Below are 16790 nucleotides of genomic sequence, written 5' to 3' on the forward strand. Positions count from 1 at the left end.
CAGGACGCTCTCGAATTGAAAGCGCATGTCAGAAGTCTGAAGGCCCTGCTTGAATTGCAGCGCTGGCAGATCGAGGTGTTGAACCAGCGGCTCTATGGTTCAGCGCCGGGAGGAACAGCCGCCCGACGCTTGCTGGCTCTCAAGCAAAGTGAGGCAGGGGTATCACGCCTGCGCAAAAAAAACGGTTCCTAGAGCATCGGACGAGAATAGTGGAAGCCACTTTTCTCGTCCGATGCTCCCTTCTTTTCATGAGCGCATCGCTGGGTGCGAAACGCCGGATCCACTTTTTACGCACGGTGCGTTACCGCTCCTGCCGACGCTGTTTCCGGTCTTTCAGGAAAAGAGTGTCCAATTCAGCGATACTGAACTGGCCTGCCTCCCAGGATGCCACCAGATCAGGAATGGAGCTGCTTGGGCTCGCCATGCCGAAGAGAAAGCCTTGACCGAAGTCGCAGCCCTGGCTGCGCAGGAAAGCCGCCTGCACGGCCGTTTCGACACCCTCCGCGACTGTCGTGATTCTAAGACCCTTGCCAAGGTTGAGAACCGCCTGGAGGATGGCCGGATCGTCGGGGTTGCTCGCCAGATCATGCACGAAGGAACGGTCGATCTTGATGACATCGACCGGGAACTGCTTGAGATGGGATAGCGAGGCATAGCCCGTTCCGAAATCGTCGAGCGCGATCTTGACGCCTTCTGCGCTCAGCGTGCGGAGGGCTTTTTCGACGAACTCCGTACCGCGTCCGAGAAAGACGGTTTCGGTCACTTCGATCTCGAGACAACGGTTCGGGATATCGGCAGAGTGCAAGCGTGCCAGAATTCTGTCGGCGAACTCCATGTCCCTGAACTCGGCAGCTGATGCATTGATTGCCACATGTCCGAATGGGATGCCGTCCTGCAGCCAGCGGCGCATGTCGTCGAAGACCATGTCGTGCATCTGCTTGCTGAGAGCAACGGCGAGCTGTGGATCGTCAAAGGCGGCCTGGATGCTCCCGGGAAGTTCGATGCCGGCGCGGCGATTGCGCCACCTGAGGAGGGCCTCGAAGCCCTGGAGAGCACCCGAATTCAGGTGCACCTTGGGCTGATAGAAAGGCTCGATGCTGCGCGCGTCGATCGCCCCACGGGCATTGCTGCGCATCTCCGCCTTCCGCTGCGCCTCCGTCCGCATGGAAGTCTCGAAGACGACCACCTTGTCGCGTCCGGTGGCCTTGGCCGTGTAGAGCGCGACATCGGCTTGCTTCAGCAGGTCTTCGGCTTCCTGTGCATGATCCGGCCAAATGCTGGCGCCGATGCTGGCCCGGCAATCGAGCGCGCGTCCCGCGTAGGGGAGCGGCCTCTGCAATTGCTCCAGGATGGGTGCGATGAGCGTCCTGATATCTTGCTCGCCATCGATTTCTGGAAAAATGATCGCGAACTCATCGCCGCCGTTGCGGGCGATAGTGTCGATCGGTCGTACAGCGGCGCTGAGCCTGTTGGCAACGGCCTGCAGAACGGCGTCGCCCGCGTCGTGACCGAGAGTATCGTTGATCTCTTTCAGGTGGTCCACATCAAGGATCAGCAGGCCGACCTTGCGTCCCAGGGCTGCCGATCGCTCCAGGGCCTTGCTCAGGCGGGCCTGGAAAAGTGCGCGGTTGGGGAGACGCGTGAGGGGATCGTGATGAGCAGCCCAGATGATCTTCTCTTCCGCCTCTTTTTGCGTGGTGACATCGCTGACGATGCCCTCCAGAAAGGCGGGCTCGCCCGACGCGTCAAAGATGCATTGTCCCCGGTCGGCAACCCAGCGGGTTTCTCCGGATCGGGTCATGATCCTGTAAACGACATTGAAAGGCTGTTTCGCTGGAATGCTGCCGAGGATGGCATCGTCGACCATCTGCATGTCGTCCGCGTGAACGATCTCCCCCCAGTTGAGGCGCCTCTCCATGAACTCGCTGGCCGTATACCCCGTCAGCGCCTCCGCGCCCTCGCTGATGAATGTGAAAGGCCATGGGGCAGCGATATCGCACTTGTAGACGAGACTTGGCAGGTTATCGATCAGCGTTGCGAGTTGTCGCTTGCTTTCGATCAGCTCTGCCTCGGCCTCCATGCGCTCTGTCAGATCACGAGAGATGCCGATGACGCCGACAATCTCGCCGTTCTGCCACCAGGGCACCTTCACGGTCTGAAACTTGCGTGGATTACCCCTGATCGGGATGTCTTCCTCGATCGTGACAGGGGCCCCTGTGGTGAGCACCTGGCGATCCGATCTTGCGTGGATATCGGTTGGATCCCGTGAGAAGAACTCCCGGTCGAGCACCCCTTCGACCGGCCCGCAGGCCTCAGTCAGCTGACGGTTCGAAAAGACGAAGCGTCCCTCCCGGTCTTTCACGAAGATCAGGTCCTGAATGCTGTCGATGACAACCTGGAGCAGATCCTTGCTTTCGAGGGCCTTCTCCTCTGCTATCTTCCGCGCGTGAATGTCTTCGGCAACCGTGATGATCGAGACGGGTGTGCCTGCATCATCGCAGACGAAGGAAACATTCACCGCACACCAGATTGGCGTGCCATCAGGACGGATGTAGCGCTTTTCAATCTGAAAAGGCTCGGCGGTCCCGAGGTGCTTTCTGAAGAGGGCAGCGTTCCAATCGATGTCCTCTTCATAGGTAAAGGCTTGCATTGGCAAGCCGTCCAGCTCTTCCTTGCTGCGGCCCACGATGTCGCAATAACGCTGATTGACCATCAGCACTCGCCCCATCAGATCCCGGTGCAGAATGCCGACAACGGTCTGTCCGAAAACGGTGGCGAGTTGCCGCTCTCGGACACGAAGAGCTTCGGCTGCGATGCGGCGCTCGTTGATGTTGCGGAAGATGACCATGAGGTCGTCATCCACAGGTGTGGCATGCACTTCGTACCAGGTGGACAGGGGCGCGAAATAAGCCTCGAAGATCTGCGTCGACTGCTCCTTCATCGCGCGGCGGTAATTTTCTTCGAAGATCGTGCTTCTTGTCTCGGGAAACCGCTCCCAAATGCATTGACCGATTGTATCGGCCTTCACATTCAGCTCTGCGGCCGCGCGCGGATTGAAGAAGGTGAAGCGCCATTCGCGGTTGAGAAAGAACACGCAGTCGGATGTGCTCTCCACAAAGGCGCGAGCATAGCTCGAAAGCTCGAAAGAAGAGGATCTCCGATCCTGGAAATGCGATTGCCCGCGCGTGTCGGAGAAACGCTGGCGCAGCCATGAACGGCCCCAAAAACGCATAGCTGCACTCTTAAAGTCTGCCCACACCGCACTCGAGATGCGGCTATCTGTTTATGTTAATTAACCTCCCGCGAGCCCGCAGGGGGAATAACGTATTATCAGAATAATGCTCAAGTATTGCGTTACCTTAAGGTATAAAGCAACCCTCAAAAAATGCCGCGGGCACGGTAAAAATTTTTATATAATAACGTTTAAAAAATTTCGTCGTTTCGGGTATCAGATCTAATCCATACAGCGAAAAAGCCCGGTGATCACACCAGGCTTTCATGATTGCGAGTAGCGCTGGAGCTTAGTTGAACTTGTAGTTCAGGCCAGCGCGGAGCACGCCGAATTCCGTGTCGCGGCGGATGTTGACGCGGTTGGCCAGGGCATAGCTGTCGCTGGTGTCGAGGTTAACGTAGAGGCCTTCGACTTTTGCCGTGAAGTTGTCGGTGACGGCATATTCGAGGCCGCCACCCATGGTCCAGCCGCCACTCATGTCATTGTCGCGGCGGTAGCCAAGCGCTCCATCCAGAGCCTTGTTGCCGCCAATTTCACCGTAGGCGAAGCCGAGGGTTCCGAACACAAGAGCCCGATCGAAGGCCAGACCTGCGCGAGCGCGGACCGTGCCGAAGTAGCCGTCGGAGTCGCCCGGATAAGAGGTGCCGCGGTAGGTCGCACCCTTATCGCCGACAGCGGCATATTGGAGATCTGTCTCGGCGCCGACCACGAACATGCCGAACTGGTAGTTGTAGCCACCTTGGAGGCCGCCAATGAAGCCACTCTTGCGGCCACCGCCGGTGACATTGAAAGCGGGATCATAATATTGGCTGGCGCCGGTGCTCCGGCCGTAGCCGAGATTCACGCCTGCATAGAAGCCGCTCCAAGTGAAGGTCGGGATGGCATTGTAGGCGGCGGCCGGAGAATAGCGCGACGGGAGGTCGGCTGCCTGCGCGCCCGAAGCGGCAATGGCGAGAGCTGCGGTAGCAGCAAGCAGAGCGAAAGGAGAGATACGCATCACTGAAATCCGTTGTTACGTCGAAACAAGGTAGGCATTAATTGCCTGTCCCGGGTGTCATAGGCTCGGAAGGGGTAATACTGCAATATGATTGCTTATTTCGCTGCCGACATGCTTGACGTTTGATGAATGTTTACTTTCCATAAACCATGAGCGGTCCGGGTAATTGCTATAGTGAATATTTCGTGAGTAAATGCGTTGCTGAATTCGAGCCTCTGGCTCAAAGTTTAGAGACAAACAAAACTTCTGCCCTGCCGAAAGGCGGGGCTTTTTCTTGGCTGGCAGAGCAGATCAGGCGCTGTCCGCCTTGTCCATGGCGTCGGCCTGCCGGGCAATCACATCGACATCCGCGCTCATGGGCAGCGTCTTCGGATCGAGATCGGCAATGGGAAACCAGCCTGCCTCAAGCGCGTCGTCTCCGGCGATAGCGTCGCCGGAGATCCAACGGCAGCGGACTGCGATCAGGATGTAATGCTGGCGAATGGTGCCGTCGGAGGACGGCACGAGGATATCGAGCGTTGTAATGACGCCCTGCGCCTCGCCCTCGATGCCGGTCTCTTCCAGAAGCTCTCGGTTAGCGGCCTCCGCGACTGTCTCGCCGAATTCGATCTTACCGCCGGGAAAGCCCCAGAGGCCTGCATCCGGCGGGTTGGCCCTTCGCACCAGAAGGGCCTGACCCTCGTGAATGACGACGGCGATCACGGCGGGAACAGGGGAGGGCGAATGAAAAAAGGCCTGGCCAGTCATGGCCAAGCCTTATCGCATGAGGCTGATTTCCGATAGCAGGCGATCAGCGATGGTGCCGCAGCAGAGCCGACTGGAGCGGCTCCACGCTTTTTGTCATCCAGCGTGCCGTGGTCTCGGCAACGTCCTTCCACTGCGCGGAGGCGGTCTCGAAAGCCTCGCGCGCCGCACCGGTCTGGGCATTGAAGCCACCAGGCTGACGGGAATTGTCGATCGCCGTGCGCCACAGATCGAGGGCTGCATGCCCTTGAGTCTGCAGAGCCTGGATGATCTTGTCGTTCACCTCGAGGGCGCCCTTGGCGGAAACGGCAACCGCCTCGCGCATGGCTTGGCGGAGTGCCTCGCCCTGATCCCGGAAGGCGAAGACGAAAGGCTCGCTCTCCTGGGGCTTTGCCTTGGCGGAGACGGAGGGCTTGGGGGCAGGCGCAGGTTCTGCAGCCTGTACGGTCTCCGTCGCTTCAGCGACAGGTGCTGCCGCCATCTCGACGAGATCAGCCTTCGGAGCGCTCTTGGCGCTGCGGGTCTTGGTCTTCTTGGTTTCCGTCATCGTGACGTCCTCGCGACGATTTCTGAGAGAAGGAGCTTACTTCTTCGAGCCGGGCTGCTTCATAGCAGACTGGGCGATCGAGCCGAATTCCTTCATCTGGGTCTGCATGGCTTCGAACTGCGTGCGGACGAACTCGGCCTGGATCTGCATGGCTTCCTGCATGTCCTTGGCGCGCACCATGCGCTGGGCGAGATCGAAAGCCGCCGCTAGGTTCTGCTCGGCATAGGAGAAGGTCTTGCGGGTGGCGTCCTTGGCGCTGGCCTGGACCGTGTTCGCCGAGCCCTCGAAGGTGTCGACGGTCTTCTGGGCGGCGCTCATGAAGCCATCGATGGCCTTGCGGGCCTGCTCGACGCTCTTTTCGGCGAAATCGCGCATTTCAGCCGGAATTTCGTAGGGCTGGTTCGGGTTCGTTGCCATGGGTCGCTCCTCTTGCGGCATTTGTGCAGTGCAATATCACATTGTGCGGTGCGAAATCAACTGCCTTTGGACCTGAACAATTAAGGTTACCTCAAAGTAAAAGGATTCAAGGGCTCAAGCCTGCTGCCTCCTTGCCAACATTCGTCTAAAACCTCTTCAATAAGATAACTCCGAGGTTGACTAGATCGAGGCCGTATGAACGGGGCTCTCAACCAGTATGAAGCGCTGATCGCGCGCCTTGCCGCCGAGCCGGATCTAGGACTCATGGCGAGGCCCGGGGCGCCTGTGCTCGTCTGGGACCGGTCGGTCGAGAGGCTGCTCTGGACATCTCCGGCAGCGGAGGGGCTGGGTGAGGCTTTCACCGACAAGACGGGCCGCCTGGTGTCGGATCTTCGCGCCCGCGAGCGCCTGAAGGCTCTGGCCGCAGGGGCCGCTCCCCGCGAGAGGGCGCGCCTTGAACGACTGCGCCTCAATCCGATCCGCCCCTGGCAACCCGTTCCCTGTGCTTGCTGCTTGGCGGTTCTGGAGAGCGGGGAGGAGGTCCTGGTGACGGCGCTTCTGGGGCCGGTCCCTCAAGGCTTCGAACGCTCGAGCGCCTCTTCGATCTCCAAGGCCGACAATCCGCCCGCTTCCGAGATCTTCAGTCCTCCTTCCGAAGAAGTCCCGGCCCCTCAGAACAAGCCGCACGGCTCCATCCGCTTCGTCTGGCAGACTGATGCCCAGGCGCGGTTCACACAGGTATCACCGACCCTGGCCAAGGCCGTCGGGACGCGGGCAGGAGATATTGTGGGACGCACCTGGGATGAACTGACCCACAGGGTGGTCACCGATCCCGAAGGGGAAATCGCAGGCTTCTTCGCGCGTGGCGAGACCTGGAGCGGGCGAACCGTCTTCTGGTCGCTGGAAGAACAGGCCAAGCAGGTGCCGGTCGACTGGGCGGGAATGCCGGTTTTCGGAGCCGGGCGTGAGCTCATCGGGTTCCGTGGCTTCGGTCTGCTGCGCATGGACGAGATGCGCGAGCGGGAGGCTTCGGAGCTTCCGGCAGCCGATACCGATGCCTTCCTGACGGACGCAGCCCTTCCTTTCGCTCCGCCGGAGGAAGCGCAGGTCGAGGAAGAAGAGGACATCTCCGCCCCACCTCAAGAAGACGAGAACTGGTTCGCCGACTTGCGCAATAAGGTGGCGGAAGCGCTCGCCAGCACGAAGCCTGCCGAGAAGCCCGCGGAAACGGACGTCGCGGCTCGGTCGGAAGAAGCCGACCAGAAGGCGCGCCCCGCTTCCACATCGAGCCTGTCCTCTGCGGAACGCAATGCCTTCCGCGAAATTGCTCGTGCCTTGGGTGCGCGCCTGGAAGAGAGAAGTTCACGAGCGGCATCTGCTCCTGACGAAACAGCATCGCAGGAAGAAGGGTCCGACGAGATTGAAGCATCCGCCGAGGAAGCGCAGGCAGCACCTGCTGTTTCTGACAATGGCGATCGCATCCTTGATCGTCTTCCCGTCGGCATTCTCATCCATCGCGGTGAACACATTCTCTTTGCCAATCGCTTCCTTCTCGATCTGACAGGCTATGAAGATGCCAAGCAGGTGACGGCTGACGGCGGCATCATGCAGCTCTTCCGTGGTTCTCCGGCCCTGAATTCCTTCGCGGAGGAAGATGCAGGGCTCGCGCTTACGACCCGTCATGGCGAAAACATCACCGTGAGCGTGCGTGCATCGGAGGTGGAATGGGATGGCGAGCAGGCTGAGCTGATGCTCATCCGCAAGTCCTTCGCTCAGGACCGCGCACTGCGCCCTCAGGACAGCCGTGTGCAGGAGCTCGAGGCGATCCTCGATACGGCGACCGATGGCGTGATCCTGTTCGATGAGACAGGCCGCATTCTTTCGCTCAATCGTTCGGCCGAGGCGCTGTTCGGCTATCACCAGCGCGAGGTGATGGGCAGTCTCATCACGATTCTGTTCGCTCCCGAAAGTCATAAGGCAGCCCTCGATTATCTCGAGAGCCTTCGTTCGCCGGGCGTGGCGAGCCTGCTCAACGATGGTCGCGAGGTTCTGGGACGCGAGCGGCAGGGCGGCACCATTCCGCTCTTCATGACCATCGGACATGTGGGCGAGGGCGAGCGCCGCAAGTTCTGTGCCGTGCTGCGCGACATGACGACGTTCAAGAAGGCGGAAGGCGAACTTGTCGGCGCCAAGCGCGCAGCGGAAGAGGCAAGCGCGCAGAAATCCGATCTTCTCGCCAAGATCAGCCATGAGATCCGCACGCCGCTCAACGCCATCATCGGCTTTGCCGAGGTGATGCTGGAGGAACGCTTCGGCCCCATCGGGAACGCCCGCTACAAGGAGTATCTGCGCGACGTTCACGCCTCCGGCTCGCATGTGATCAGCCTCGTGAACGATCTGCTCGATCTGGCGAAGATCGAAGCAGGGCGCCTCGAGTTGTCATTCACCGGCGTCAATCTCAACGATCTCGTTTCGTCCTGCGTCACCCTGCTTCAGCCGCAGGCCATGCGCGACCGCATCGTCATGCGCACGAGCTTCGCACCGAAGCTGCCGCCGGTCGTGGCCGATGAGCGCTCCGTGCGCCAGATCGTGCTCAATCTCGTCTCCAACGCCATCAAGTTCACTGAGGCCGGCGGCCAGGTGATCGTCTCGACCGCGAGGACGGATCGGGGCGAGGTGGCGTTCCGGGTGCGGGATACCGGTATCGGCATGACGGAGGAGGAGGTCGAGGCGGCTCTCGAGCCGTTCCGTCAGATTGCGACCTCTCGAAAGCCCGGCGGTACGGGTTTGGGGCTCCCCCTCACCAAGGCGCTCGTGGAGGCCAATCGTGGCGCTCTGCAGATCTCGAGCCATCCCAACGAGGGCACGCTCGTGGAGGTGATCTTCCCGCCGACCCGGGTGCTGGCGGAGTAGCCGCTCCTCCGCGAGAGATTGTTTGATCCAGGACATTTGACCCCTGAGCGTTACGCGTTAGCTTTGGGAAACTGCTCCAAGACCTTCCCGAGACGAAGGATCGCTCATGTCCACCTATCGCCTCGACACGTTGTTCTCACCCCGGTCCATTGCGGTCGTAGGTGCCAGCCCGCGCCCGGGCTCGCTGGGGCTGACTTTCCTCAAAAACCTGATCCAGGGAGGGTTCACGGGAGCGCTATATCCAGTCAATCCGCATCACAAACAGATCGAGGATCGACCGTGCTTCGCCTCGATCGCTAGGCTTCCCGAGACGCCGGATCTCGTCGTCATCGCCGTGCCGCCCCGCAACGTGCTGGATGTGGTCGAGGATGCTGGCAAAAGAGGTGCGGCCGCCGCTATCATCGCCACTGCCGGCCTCGGCTATGGTGCAGATTCCATGTCCGGGCAGGTGAGGCTCGCCGCACGTCGCTACGGTCTGCGTATCGTCGGACCGAACTGCATCGGCGTTCTCTCTCCGCGTGCCCGCATGAACGCGAGCTTTGCGGCCCATGACGCCAAGCCCGGAGACCTCGCGCTCATCTCCCAATCGGGTGCGGTTGCGGTCGGCCTCGTGGAATGGGCAGCGCAACGGCAGGTCGGTTTTTCCGCCGTCGTATCCCTCGGCGACAAGATGGATGTCGATTTCAGCGACTGCCTTGATTTCTTCTCGGCTGACGCGGGCACGCGCGCGATCCTGCTCTACATCGAGTCCGTCGACAACGCCAAGAAGTTCATGTCTGCGGCGCGTGCTGCGGCACGCATCAAGCCCGTGGTCGTAATCAAGGCCGGGCGACATGCGCAAGGCGCGAGAGCGGCCGCGACGCATACGGGTGCATTGGCGGGTTCCGACGCAGTCTATGACGCCGCGTTCCGTCGCGCAGGTTTGCTGCGCGTCCTCGATCTCGATCAGCTGTTCTCGGCGGCCGAAACCCTTGGGCGACAGAAGCCTTTCCCGGGAAAGCGACTTGCGCTGCTCACCAATGGCGGCGGCGTCGGTGTTCTGGCGACCGACCGGCTCATCGACATGGGCGGAACGCTTGCCAGTCTCTCGCCGGAGACGCTTGAGAAGCTGAACGCCTTTCTCCCGCCGACCTGGTCACAGTCCAATCCGGTGGACATCATCGGTGATGCGGATCCGGCGCGCTACGCAGGCGCTCTCGAGGCACTGCTCGCCGATCCGGAGAACGACGCCGTTCTCATTCTCAACGTCCCGACGGCCGTGGCCGGTGCTGCCGATGTCGCGGCGGCCGTCACCGAGGTCATCAAGCGTCATCGCGCCAGGGGCTATCAGCAGAAGCCGGTCTTCGCGGCCTGGATCGGTGAGGATCCGGATTCCGCGCGCGTGTTCGAAGAAGCGCGCATTCCGCATTTCGCCACCGAGGCCGACGCGGTGCGTGGTTTCCTCCAACTCGTGCGCTATCGCGAAGCGCAGACAGAGTTGATGGAAACACCCGACAATCTCCCGCATGATTTCTCGCCCGATCCGGAAATGGCTCGCGCGATTGTTGCAGGGGTGCTGGCGCAGAACCGCCACTGGCTCAACCCACTCGAAGTCAATGCACTGCTGAAGGCCTATGACATTCCCACCGCTCCCGTGACTTTGGCCAAGACACCCGATGAGGCAGCCAGGGCTGCGCAGCCCATTCTTGCCGAAGGCGGAACGGTGGCGGTGAAGATCCTTTCGTCTGATATCGTGCACAAATCCGATATCGGTGGTGTGAAGCTCGATCTCACGACGGAAGAAGCGGTGCGCAAGGCCACGGCCGATATCTTCGAGCGTGCCGCGCGCCTGAGGCCGGATGCCTCCATCACGGGCGTCACGGTTCAGCCCATGGTGCGCCGTGTGAAGGCGCGCGAGCTGATTGCAGGCCTTGCGGACGATCCATCGTTCGGTCCAGTTGTCGTGTTCGGCCGTGGCGGAACGGCAGTCGAGGTCATCAACGACAGGGCGCTCGCCTTGCCGCCGCTCGATCTGAAACTCGCCAACGATCTCATTGCACGCACTCGCGTGTCACGCCGTCTCAAGGCCTATCGCGATGTGCCGGCTGCGGACGAGTGGGCGATTGCGCTGACCCTCGTGAAGCTCGCGCAGCTTGCCGCCGACGTACCGGAGATCCGCGAACTCGACATCAATCCGCTTCTCGCGGATCACACCGGCGTCATCGCTGTCGATGCACGCGTGCTCGTCGCACCTGAAGTGCGAAAGGGGAGTGGGCATCCGCGCTTTGCCGTGCGGCCTTATCCGAAGGAGTGGGAGCGCACGATCACGCTTCGCAACGGGCGCAAGGCCTTCGTGCGTCCCGTCAGGCCGGAGGATGAGGAGGAGTTCAAGCGCTTCTTCGAGAAGATCACCCCGGAAGACCTCCGTCTTCGCTTCTTCGCACCTGTCCGCGATTTCAGCCACACTTTCCTCGCGCGCCTGACGCAGCTCGATTATGCCCGCGCCATCGCCTTCGTTGCGTTTGACGAAGAGACAGGTGGAATGATGGGTGCGGTCCGTGTCCATGCGGATGCCAACCACGAGACGGGCGAGTACGGCATTCTCCTTCGCTCCGATCTCAAGGGCCTCGGTCTGGGCTGGACGCTGATGCGCCTCATGATCGAATGGGCGAAGGTGGAGGGTCTCCATGAAGTCGAAGGTCAGGTGCTGCGCGAGAACTCGACGATGCTCGACATGTGCCGAAACCTCGGCTTCTCGATCAAGATCGATCCCGACGATCCGGAGCTGCGCATCGTGAAGCTGCCAATTGCAGCCATTGATGAGCCCGGCAAGCTGGCGGAGACGGCCTAGAGCATCGGACCCAAAAGTGGATTTGCACTTTTGGGATTGATCCGATGCTCCCTTCATAGAGCAGCGCATCGTCATGCGCGGAAAACCGGGGCCACTTTTCCGCACGATGCGCTAGATACAAGACGGCCCGCCAATCGGCGGGCCGCTGCATTCATCAGATTGAGAATTTCTTAGTGCTCGTGGGCCTCGAGCCCGCCGATATGCTTCTGCGCATAAAGCTCGACGCCGATCTGCTCGATGAGGGTGAGCTGAGTTTCGAGGAAGTCGATATGGCCTTCCTCGTCGGCCATCAGCTCCTCGAAGAGGTTCTTGGACACGCGGTCGCCGATGCTGTCACAATAGGCGGCTGCCTCCCCGTAGAGGTTACGGGCGTCGTATTCGGCGGCGAGGTCCGACTCGAGAACCTCCTGGATATTCTGGCCGATGCGCAGGGGATCGAGCACCTGCAGGTTGGCGAAGCCTTCGAGGAAGAGGATGCGCTCGATGAAGCGATCCGCGTGGTGCATCTCCTCGATGGATTCCTTGCGCCAGGTCTTGGCGAGATCCTTGTAGCCCCAATTGTCCAGGAGCCGGTAATGCAGCCAGTACTGGTTGACCGCCGTCAGCTCGCTGCGCAGGCCGCGATTGAGATACTCGATAACCTTCGGATCACCCTTCATCCTACCCTCACATCCAAACGGCGACAAAACGTCGGCCCATCTTTAGAGGATTTATGAACTAGGGTGAAACCCTCTTTGTTCAAAGATGCGGCTCGGCGGCCACTTTTTCGAGGGAGGCGGGGCAGCAGCCCTTCTGGCAGACGGCGACCGGCGCCACGCCTGCCTCGGCCAGCGCCTTGTCCATGATGTCCCGGATGGTTCGAGCACAGCGGCCGCAATTGGGGCTGCAGCCAAGACAGCGATAGACCTGCGCGGGCGAACGCGGGCAATCCGGCCCAGGCTTCATGCAGGCTTTCACATCGCCGTCGGAGAGGACATTGCAGGAGCAGACGATCATTTGTTTTTCTAGTTTAGAATTGTTAAAAACTACGTTTGATTTCAGACACTTAGCGGAAATATCAGGCGAGCGCCAGTGCTTGAGGGCGCGCGGAGTTGTCACGCAGGCTGGAAAAACCGTCAGTCCAGGCGCCGGAACAAGCCAGGATAATCCCGTACGAATCCCTCCTCATCGACCGATAGATCGGCCGTGAAGCTGCTTTCCAGGCTCTCGAAGCGGTAAAGGGTCCCCGGATTGAGGGCTGTGTAGCGCTGATCGCGAGCAGAGACGGTGAGATCAGGAATGGCGATGTAGCAGAGGCGAATATCGACGGCTCGTCCAGCCTCCCATTCCAGACGGCGGATCGGCAGAGTGTTGGTCAGGGGCGTTGCCTGAATATCGACGTCGATGCAGCCCTGAAGCTCGGGCTTGGGCTTCCCGTCCTCGATCCAGCTGCCTTGCCCGTTGCTCTCCAGATCGAGAACATGCCCGGATGTCGTCCGAAGATGGACCGCTCTGGTGCGCCAGGAGGAGTCCACCTTCAGGCGGTAATGCAGGCCGAACCTTGTTCCATCCTCCCGGCCGATCACCACGCCAGAAATGGTCAGGCCGCCATCGGCCGGGCGCACATCGACATGCTCCAGGCCTTCTTCGCAGCCGTCCCAGGCCGACCAGCGGAGGGAGCGAAAAATCAGCGGGCGAGTGGGCATCGGGACCTCCGAGCTGCGCAGGACAAGAATATGCCTCTGCGCAGACTTTTCGAGTCCGTCTTACTCCCGCACCACAATCACGTGCAGCCGCCGGGGGCCGTGAGCGCCGAGGAGCAGGGTCTGCTCGATATCGCCGGAGCGGGAAGGGCCCGTGATCCAGTTCACCGTGCGCGGCATGGAGCCCTTGCCATAGGCGAAGCGCACGCGGTTCCAGACCGATTCGTAATCACTGGCGATATCCTTGGCCGAGACCACGATGATGTGGTTGTCGGGCAGGAAGTTGAGGGTGGAGGGGTTCTCCGGACCCGAGATCATGGCGAGCGTGCCGGTCTCCGCCACGGCGCCGAAGGCATGGCTGACGGCGTTGAGATCGCGGCCCTCGCTCGGACCGTGCGAGACCTCCAGCGTCGTCTCGCTCCAGGGCATCACCTTCAGGCGCGGGTCATCGCCCATGCGGAGGCTGGCTGGAAGGTTGTGATTGCGCAGGAAGAGCGCGATGGATTGCGGAACTTCCATAGCGGAAGCCACTTCGGTCACCGTCGCAAGAGAGGCTTCGGCCATCGTCTTGAAGAGGGCGATGCGCTCTTCGCCGGAGACTTGCCCGCGAGCGGGGATGACGCCGCGAGGTGCGCGCTCCAGCCGATCCTGAACGATCTGGTTGCGGATGGTCTCGTTGCCTTTCACGCCGAGAGAACGGCGGATATTGGCGAAAATGTCGTCGCGGGCGCTGGTCATGCTGCTCTCCCGTTGCGCTCGCGCTTCCAGCGCGCCTGGAACGTTTCTCCTTGAGGAGCAGGGAAGTCGCGATACTTCGTCCAGCCCTTGGCAAGTGGCAACCAGGAGAAGCGGCCCCGCTGGCGTCCTGCGAAACCAAGTGTCGCCATCGCGGCGCGGGTGGCGAGCCGATAGAGGGCAGGGCGTTTGGCGACGAAGCCCCAGAGTCCCAGGCCCGAACGCACGGAGGCAGGCGTGAGATGCCGCTCGAATTCCCGCTCGCGCCAATGACGCATGAGCTTAGGGAGAGGAATGCGCACGGGGCACACGCTCTCGCAACGTCCGCAGAAGGTGGAGGCGTTGGGCAGGTGCCCCGCCTTGTCGACACCAATCAGCGAGGGAGTCAGAACCGCGCCCATCGGGCCAGGATAGACCCAGCCGTAAGCATGACCACCCACTGCGTGATAGACCGGGCAATGGTTCATGCAGGCGCCGCAGCGAATGCAGCGCAGCATCTCCTCGAAGCTCGTGCCGAGCATGGCCGAGCGCCCGTTGTCGATGAGCACGACGTGATAATTCTCAGGGCCGTCCGCATCGCCGGAGCGGCGAGGACCGGTCGAGAAGGTGGTGTAGACCGACATCTCCTGGCCCGTGGCCGAGCGGGCGAGAACGCGCAGCAGCTGGCTCACGTCTTCGAGCGTCGGCACCAGCTTCTCGATGGAAGCGAGCACGATATGCGTCCTGGGCAGGATCTGCGTCAGGTCGCCATTGCCTTCGTTGGTGACGATGATCGACGTGCCTGTCTCCGCCACCAGAAAGTTCGCGCCGGTAATGCCGACATCCGCCGCAAGGAAGCGCTCGCGTAAGACCGCGCGCGCTTCGCTCAGCAGCTGCACGGGTTCCGACAGATCGCGCTTGGCATCGAGATGCGTGTGCACGCGCCGAAAATCCTGCTCGACTTGGCTTGCGTTGAGATGCACCGCGGGCGCGATGATGTGGCTCGGCATCTCGTTGCGGAGCTGGATGATGTATTCGCCCAGATCCGTCTCGACGGGGCGAATGCCGTTGGCCTCGAGGTGGTGATTGATCCCGATTTCCTCGGAGATCATGGATTTGCCCTTGGTCACCGTCTTCGCGCCGGCGTCACGGCAGATCTTCAGGATGATCTCGCGCGCTTCATCCGCGTTGCGGGCGAAATGCACATGGCCGCCCGACGCCTTCACCTTCTCCTCGTAAGCCTCGAGATAAAGGTCGAGATGCTCGAGCGTGTGGTTCTTGATGTCGCGTGCCGAATCCCGCAGCGCCTCGAACTCCGGCAGCTTGTCGGCGGCTGCCCGGCGCTTGTCGATAAAACCCTGCTTCACGTTGTTCAGCGCTTTCTGCAGCTGAGGGTCGTGAAGCGCGCGGGCGGCGTTCTGCTTGAACTGGGGAGAGGTGGTGTGAACGGTCATGGCTGATTTTACTTGCGCAACGCGTCCTTGGCGAGGCCAATGGCCGGTTCGTCCGTCATGCTGGCCAGAATCTCGGCCACGTGACGCACCTCGATGGGCTTGCCATCGCGACTGAGCTTGCCTGCCATGTTCATGAGGCAGCCGAGATCGCCCGCGAGCAGGGTCGGCGCGTGCGAGGCCTCGATGTTCTTGACCTTGGCATCGACGATGGCGCCCGAGATGTCGCTGTATTTCACCGCGAAGGTTCCTCCGAAGCCGCAGCACACGTCGCTGTCGTTCATCTCGACGAGGGTGAGGCCCTTCACGCTCGCCAGGAGCTTGCGCGGCTGACTCTTCACGCCGAGTTCTCGGAGGCCGGAGCAGGAATCGTGATAGGTCACGGCACCTTCGAAGGAGGCATCGACCTGAGTGACGCCGAGCACGTCCACCAGGAAGCTCGTGAGCTCGTAGGTCTTGACCGCCAGGGCATCTGCCTTCGCACGCCAGTTCGGATCCTCTTCGAAAAGCTCCGGATAATGTTTCTTGATCATGCCGGCGCAGGAGCCCGAGGGAGCCACCACATAGTCGAAGCCTTGAAAGGTTTCGATCATTCGCTGTGCAAGGTCGCGCGTGGTTCCACGGTCGCCCGAATTGTAGGCGGGCTGGCCGCAGCAGGTCTGGACAGGGGCTTCGACAATGCAGCCCGCATCTTCCAGGAGTTTCACGGCCGCAAAGCCCACGGAGGGGCGCATCAGGTCGACGAGGCAGGTCACGAAAAGGCCGACCCGAGGCTTCTCGGGTCGGCTCATGGTCAGATCGCTCATTGGGTGACCTTCTGGCCCTGAGCGTCGAACTGCTTCAGGTAGGCGACGAGATCGTTGACTCTCTGCTCGTCCTTGAGGCCGGCATAGATCATCTTCGTGCCAGGAATCTTGGCCTTCGGGTCCTTGATGTAGTCGCGGAACGTCGCCTCGTCCCAGGTGATCCCGGAATTCTTGTTGGCGGGGGAGTAGTTGTAGCCTTCGACCGAACCCGAATGACGGCCGAAGAGGCCGTTCAGCACGGGACCCACGGCGTTTTTCGCAGTCGGACCGACCTGATGGCAGGCGCGGCATTGAGCGAACACCTTTTCACCGGCAGCGGCATCCTGGGCTTGAGCTTGGTCGAACTGGGCCTGAGCGAACCCGGCGAGCAGCAGGGAGGCAGAGAGAACCAAGGAACGCATCAAAAACTCCTTATCTGGACGAATGTCCCACCCTAGAGCATCGAACCCAAAAGTGG

The 16790-nt window shown here is 61.1% G+C and carries 14 protein-coding genes; 2 read left to right on the forward strand and 12 right to left on the reverse strand.

Translation table 11 applies throughout. The features are described 5' to 3' along the window. Window positions 1-301: 301 nt before the first annotated feature. The 5 genes from AA309_RS32250 to AA309_RS19240 form a co-directional block, all read right to left on the reverse strand. Window positions 302-3232 (reverse strand): bifunctional diguanylate cyclase/phosphodiesterase, encoded by a 2931-nt coding sequence (locus AA309_RS32250; RefSeq protein WP_052954855.1) that lies wholly within the window; start codon window positions 3230-3232, stop codon window positions 302-304. Between the two features lie 289 nt (window positions 3233-3521). Next, on the reverse strand, window positions 3522-4229 hold the full coding sequence (locus tag AA309_RS19225; RefSeq protein WP_047190633.1) for an outer membrane protein: 708 nt from the start codon (window positions 4227-4229) through the stop codon (window positions 3522-3524). A gap of 291 nt (window positions 4230-4520) precedes the next feature. Further along, window positions 4521-4976: an NUDIX hydrolase gene (locus AA309_RS19230; RefSeq protein ID WP_047190634.1), complete on the reverse strand. Its 456-nt coding sequence runs from the start codon at window positions 4974-4976 to the stop codon at window positions 4521-4523. 43 nt (window positions 4977-5019) lie between these two features. Then, on the reverse strand, window positions 5020-5520 hold the full coding sequence (locus tag AA309_RS35905) for a phasin family protein (protein ID WP_047190635.1): 501 nt from the start codon (window positions 5518-5520) through the stop codon (window positions 5020-5022). Between the two features lie 36 nt (window positions 5521-5556). Further along, window positions 5557-5937 (reverse strand): phasin, encoded by a 381-nt coding sequence (locus AA309_RS19240; protein ID WP_047190636.1) that lies wholly within the window; start codon window positions 5935-5937, stop codon window positions 5557-5559. A gap of 195 nt (window positions 5938-6132) precedes the next feature. Between AA309_RS19240 and AA309_RS19245 the strand changes: the two genes are divergently transcribed. Both AA309_RS19245 and AA309_RS19250 read left to right on the forward strand, forming a co-directional pair. Next, window positions 6133-8850, forward strand: coding sequence for a PAS domain-containing sensor histidine kinase (locus AA309_RS19245; RefSeq protein WP_052954856.1), 2718 nt, complete (start codon window positions 6133-6135; stop codon window positions 8848-8850). A 106-nt stretch (window positions 8851-8956) separates the two neighbouring features. After that, on the forward strand, window positions 8957-11680 hold the full coding sequence (locus AA309_RS19250) for a bifunctional acetate--CoA ligase family protein/GNAT family N-acetyltransferase (protein WP_047190637.1): 2724 nt from the start codon (window positions 8957-8959) through the stop codon (window positions 11678-11680). A 170-nt stretch (window positions 11681-11850) separates the two neighbouring features. Here AA309_RS19250 and bfr read toward each other — a convergent pair whose 3' ends face one another. From bfr to AA309_RS19285, 7 genes are all read right to left on the reverse strand, one after another. Then, entirely contained in the window at window positions 11851-12339 is a 489-nt protein-coding gene (gene bfr / locus AA309_RS19255) for a bacterioferritin (RefSeq protein ID WP_047190638.1), read from the reverse strand. A gap of 79 nt (window positions 12340-12418) precedes the next feature. Further along, window positions 12419-12676, reverse strand: coding sequence for a (2Fe-2S)-binding protein (locus AA309_RS19260; RefSeq protein ID WP_047190639.1), 258 nt, complete (start codon window positions 12674-12676; stop codon window positions 12419-12421). A gap of 119 nt (window positions 12677-12795) precedes the next feature. After that, a complete protein-coding gene (locus tag AA309_RS19265) occupies window positions 12796-13365 on the reverse strand; it encodes a putative glycolipid-binding domain-containing protein (protein WP_047190640.1) in 570 nt (189 codons plus the stop codon). A 60-nt stretch (window positions 13366-13425) separates the two neighbouring features. Continuing rightward, complete coding sequence (locus AA309_RS19270) at window positions 13426-14100, reverse strand: LutC/YkgG family protein (RefSeq protein ID WP_047190641.1); 675 nt, start codon at window positions 14098-14100, stop codon at window positions 13426-13428. Next, complete coding sequence (locus AA309_RS19275) at window positions 14097-15530, reverse strand: LutB/LldF family L-lactate oxidation iron-sulfur protein (protein ID WP_047190642.1); 1434 nt, start codon at window positions 15528-15530, stop codon at window positions 14097-14099. The genes AA309_RS19270 and AA309_RS19275 overlap by 4 nt, the downstream gene beginning before the upstream one ends. Window positions 15531-15538: 8 nt before the next feature. After that, window positions 15539-16333, reverse strand: coding sequence for a (Fe-S)-binding protein (locus AA309_RS19280; protein ID WP_047190643.1), 795 nt, complete (start codon window positions 16331-16333; stop codon window positions 15539-15541). After that, entirely contained in the window at window positions 16330-16734 is a 405-nt protein-coding gene (locus AA309_RS19285) for a c-type cytochrome (RefSeq protein ID WP_047190644.1), read from the reverse strand. Before AA309_RS19285 ends, AA309_RS19280 begins: the two co-directional genes overlap by 4 nt. Window positions 16735-16790: the final 56 nt, after the last annotated feature.

The organism is Microvirga vignae, from assembly GCF_001017175.1.
GTDB lineage: Bacteria > Pseudomonadota > Alphaproteobacteria > Rhizobiales > Beijerinckiaceae > Microvirga > Microvirga vignae.